Annotated in this window: 4 protein-coding genes; 2 read left to right on the top strand and 2 right to left on the bottom strand. The window is 71.4% G+C overall.

Features of this window, described 5'->3' with window-relative positions; translation table 11 throughout:
* Window positions 1-176: 176 nt before the first annotated feature.
* Complete coding sequence (gene thpR, locus ACQKIP_RS44055) at window positions 177-815, top strand: RNA 2',3'-cyclic phosphodiesterase (RefSeq protein WP_365854050.1); 639 nt, start codon at window positions 177-179, stop codon at window positions 813-815.
* On the opposite strand, the gene ACQKIP_RS44050 is transcribed toward thpR, so the two are convergent.
* Window positions 776-1,393, bottom strand: coding sequence for a CGNR zinc finger domain-containing protein (locus ACQKIP_RS44050; RefSeq protein ID WP_365854052.1), 618 nt, complete (start codon window positions 1,391-1,393; stop codon window positions 776-778). The two genes, thpR and ACQKIP_RS44050, sit on opposite strands and share 40 nt — an antisense overlap.
* 161 nt (window positions 1,394-1,554) lie before the next feature.
* Between ACQKIP_RS44050 and ACQKIP_RS44045 the strand changes: the two genes are divergently transcribed.
* A complete protein-coding gene (locus ACQKIP_RS44045) occupies window positions 1,555-2,298 on the top strand; it encodes a metallophosphoesterase (protein ID WP_365854054.1) in 744 nt (247 codons plus the stop codon).
* Between the two features lie 73 nt (window positions 2,299-2,371).
* Here the strand turns inward: ACQKIP_RS44045 and ACQKIP_RS44040 are convergent.
* A partial coding sequence (locus ACQKIP_RS44040; protein WP_427745572.1) for a glycoside hydrolase family 30 beta sandwich domain-containing protein occupies window positions 2,372-2,981 on the bottom strand: 610 nt, incomplete at its 5' end.

Here is a 2,981-nt window from a genome sequence, read left to right as displayed (position 1 = left end):
GGTATACCGGGCATGCCCGGACCCCTGGTCACCAGCCGGTGTCGTCATGCAATCAACGTACCGGCCGTCACTGACAACAACTCCGCGCCCGGCGGCGCAGCCTCGCCCCCTGCCCCGCTCCGCAGGGGTCCGATTCCTCCCCGCCCTGAAGGACGGGGCATCCTCGGAGGTCTTCTGTGAACGATCAGATTCAGGCCGCGACCGTCCGTGTGTTCATCGCGCTCGCTCCGCCCGACGACGCGAAGCAGGAACTGGCGCGGGTACTCGGCCCTGCCTACGAGGCGCATCCCCGGATGCGGTGGAACCGTATCGAGGACTGGCACATCACGCTGGCGTTCCTCGGCGAGGTGCCCGCCTCGGTGGTTTCACTCCTGAGCACGCCGCTCGCGCGCCTCGCGGCGGCCCGCCGTCCCCTCACCCTGACGCTGCGCGGTGGCGGGCACTTCGACGAGCGGGTGCTGTGGAGCGGAATCGGCGGCGACCTCGATGACTTGCATTCGCTCGCCGGCGAGGTGCGTGCCGTGGTCGAGGAATGCGGACTGCCTCCGGCGGAGCGGCCGTTCCGCCCGCATCTGACGCTGGCCCGCGCCCGCCGGGACACCCCGTCCCGTGCGGTGCAAGCCGCCGCCGGGCTCGACGGGTTCACCGGCCGCGCGTGGCAGGCCGGGCGTCTGCATCTGGTGGCGAGCAACATCGGGCGCGGTCCGGGGCCCATCCGCTACCGCGACGTCGGCGCCTGGGACTTCGACGGCCACGACCAGGCCAGCGGCCCGGGTCATCCCAACGCGGAATCGTCCTCGGACGCCACACGATGACGCCGGTAGTGGCGAGCAGCGCGGGCCCGGTTCCCGCATGACGTCTTGCACCACTCCTGCCGGCCGTGGCTCTTGACGAAGTAGCGCACGCACCGAGGCGCCGTGCAGGCCCGCAGCTGCTCGCGCTGCGGGCCGCTCAGGAAGTCGATCGCGGCGCGGGAAAGGGCCGCCAGGAGGGCGCCGTGCGGATCGTCCTGCGCCGTCAGCAGCCGTACGGCGGGGGGTGCTTCGTGCCGCCACTCCAGCTGCGGGGCGATCAGTTCGCGGGCGGCGGTCGCGTTGAGGTGGGCCAGCGCCTGCTCGGCGGGCATCAGGCGGTGGGCGTCCGCCGGGCTGGGCGGCGCGGGGCTGACGGCACGCGCGAACAACGCCCTTACCGCGCGCCGCAGTTCGACGATCTGCCGCTTGAGGTCCTCGTCCGCCGTGAGTTCCCCGGCCCCGATGTGGGCGGGCAGCAGGCCGTCCTGCCCGCGGATCCAGCGGGTGGCGTCCTCGGTCGTGGCCAGGTCGTCGGCGACACCGCCGTCCCCGTCGTGGCGGATCGTGCCCGCCAGTTCCAGTGCCGGCCAGCGCTCCACGGATGGTCTCCTCTTTTCGCTGCCCGTTGCCGGGCGCTGCCATAAGCCTCTTGTCCTGTCCCCCGTCACACTCTAATGTCCTAACGGCAAACTGAAAACTTCCGTTAGACATGCGGGGCGGGTGACCTTGCGCCCCCGCCCCACCAGGAGGAGACCGAGCGATGACAGCGTTGCTTGCCCAGATCAGTGACCTGCACCTCGACGGCAGCGAGCGCGCGACCCGTCGCGCCACGCACGTCATGGACTATCTGCGCGCCCTGCCCCGCCCGGTCGACGCCCTCCTGGTCACCGGCGACATCGCCGACCACGGCACCGAAGCCGAGTACGAGGAGGCAGCCCGGATCCTGGCCGCCCCCTTCCCGGTCCTCACCTGCCCCGGCAATCACGACGTGCGCCCCGCCTACCGCAAGGCCCTGCTCGGCCGGGAACCCGCCGAGGGCCCGGTCAACGAGGTCCACCACATCGCGGGCACCGCCATCCTGATGTGCGACTCCACCATCCCCGGCCGTGACGAGGGGCTCCTCGACGCGGAGACACTCGCCTGGATCGACACCACCCTGGCCGCACTGCCCGGCGACACCCCGGCACTGATCGCCTTCCACCAGCCGCCCGTCGACCTCCACCACCCGCTGCCCGACGCCTACACCCTCCAGCAGCCCGAACAGCTCGCCGCACTGCTCGAAGCACACCCGCGCATCGCCGCGGTCCTCACCGGCCACGCCCACACCGCGGCCGCCAGCATCTTCGGCGCACGCCCGCTGATCGTCGGCCCCGCCATCACCTGGACGCTGCGCCTGCCCTGGGAGGGTGACGCGCCCGCAGACCGCGAGCAGCCGCCCGGCCTGGCGTTCCACGTCCTGGACGACGACCACCGTCTGACCACGCACTACCGCGTCCTGCCGTAGCCCTTGGCCTTCATGCTGAGCCCGCAACGCCTGCCCCGCGCCTCAGCCGGGCGCGGGGCAGGCGACCACACGCTCAGGGGCGCCAGGTGAAGGTGGCCACCGCCCCTGCGGGCAGCGTGTAGGTGAAGGTGCGGCCCGCGTCGGTGACCGAGAAGGTCTTCGCCGCGGAGCCGGTGTTCACCGCGTACACGGCCCGCGAGCCGTCCGGGTTCTGGAACGCGACGTTCCTGAGGGTCGTGTCCCCGGTGGAGCCGATCCGAGTCGCTCCCTCGTCCACGAACTTGGTCAGGTGGCCCAGCATGTAGTACTCGGCGTTCTTGGTGACCGTGCCGTCATTCCTGGTCTCGACGACGCCGTTGCAGCGGGTGCCGCACAGTCCCTGGTGCGGGCCGCCGTTCTGGTCGAGGGCGAGGTTCCAGCTGACGACGGTCTCGCCGCCGCTGCGCATGTTGCGCACGACGAGGTTCTCGGCGTGCCACTTCAAAGTGTCGGCGAACGTCTTGGAGGCGTCCGAGGAGTCGGTGCCCGAGCACTCCGTGAAGAACACCCGCTTGCCCGCGTCACGCACCTGCTGCTCGGCCTCGGGGCTGCCGCCGTAGCAGTGGAAGGCGGCACCGATGAGCCGGTTCATGCCGGAGGTCTGGCCGAACACTTCCAGGGGGTAGTTCGGGTGGTCCCAGTTG

The organism is Streptomyces sp. NPDC059900, assembly GCF_050270335.1.
GTDB lineage: Bacteria > Actinomycetota > Actinomycetes > Streptomycetales > Streptomycetaceae > Streptomyces.
This window is presented reverse-complemented; position numbering and strand designations above follow the sequence as displayed.

Coding starts and splice junctions, on each gene's coding strand:
- ACQKIP_RS44045 (WP_365854054.1), top strand. CDS start 1,555: ATGACAGCGTTGCTTGCCCAGATCAGTGACCTGCACCTCGACGGCAGC.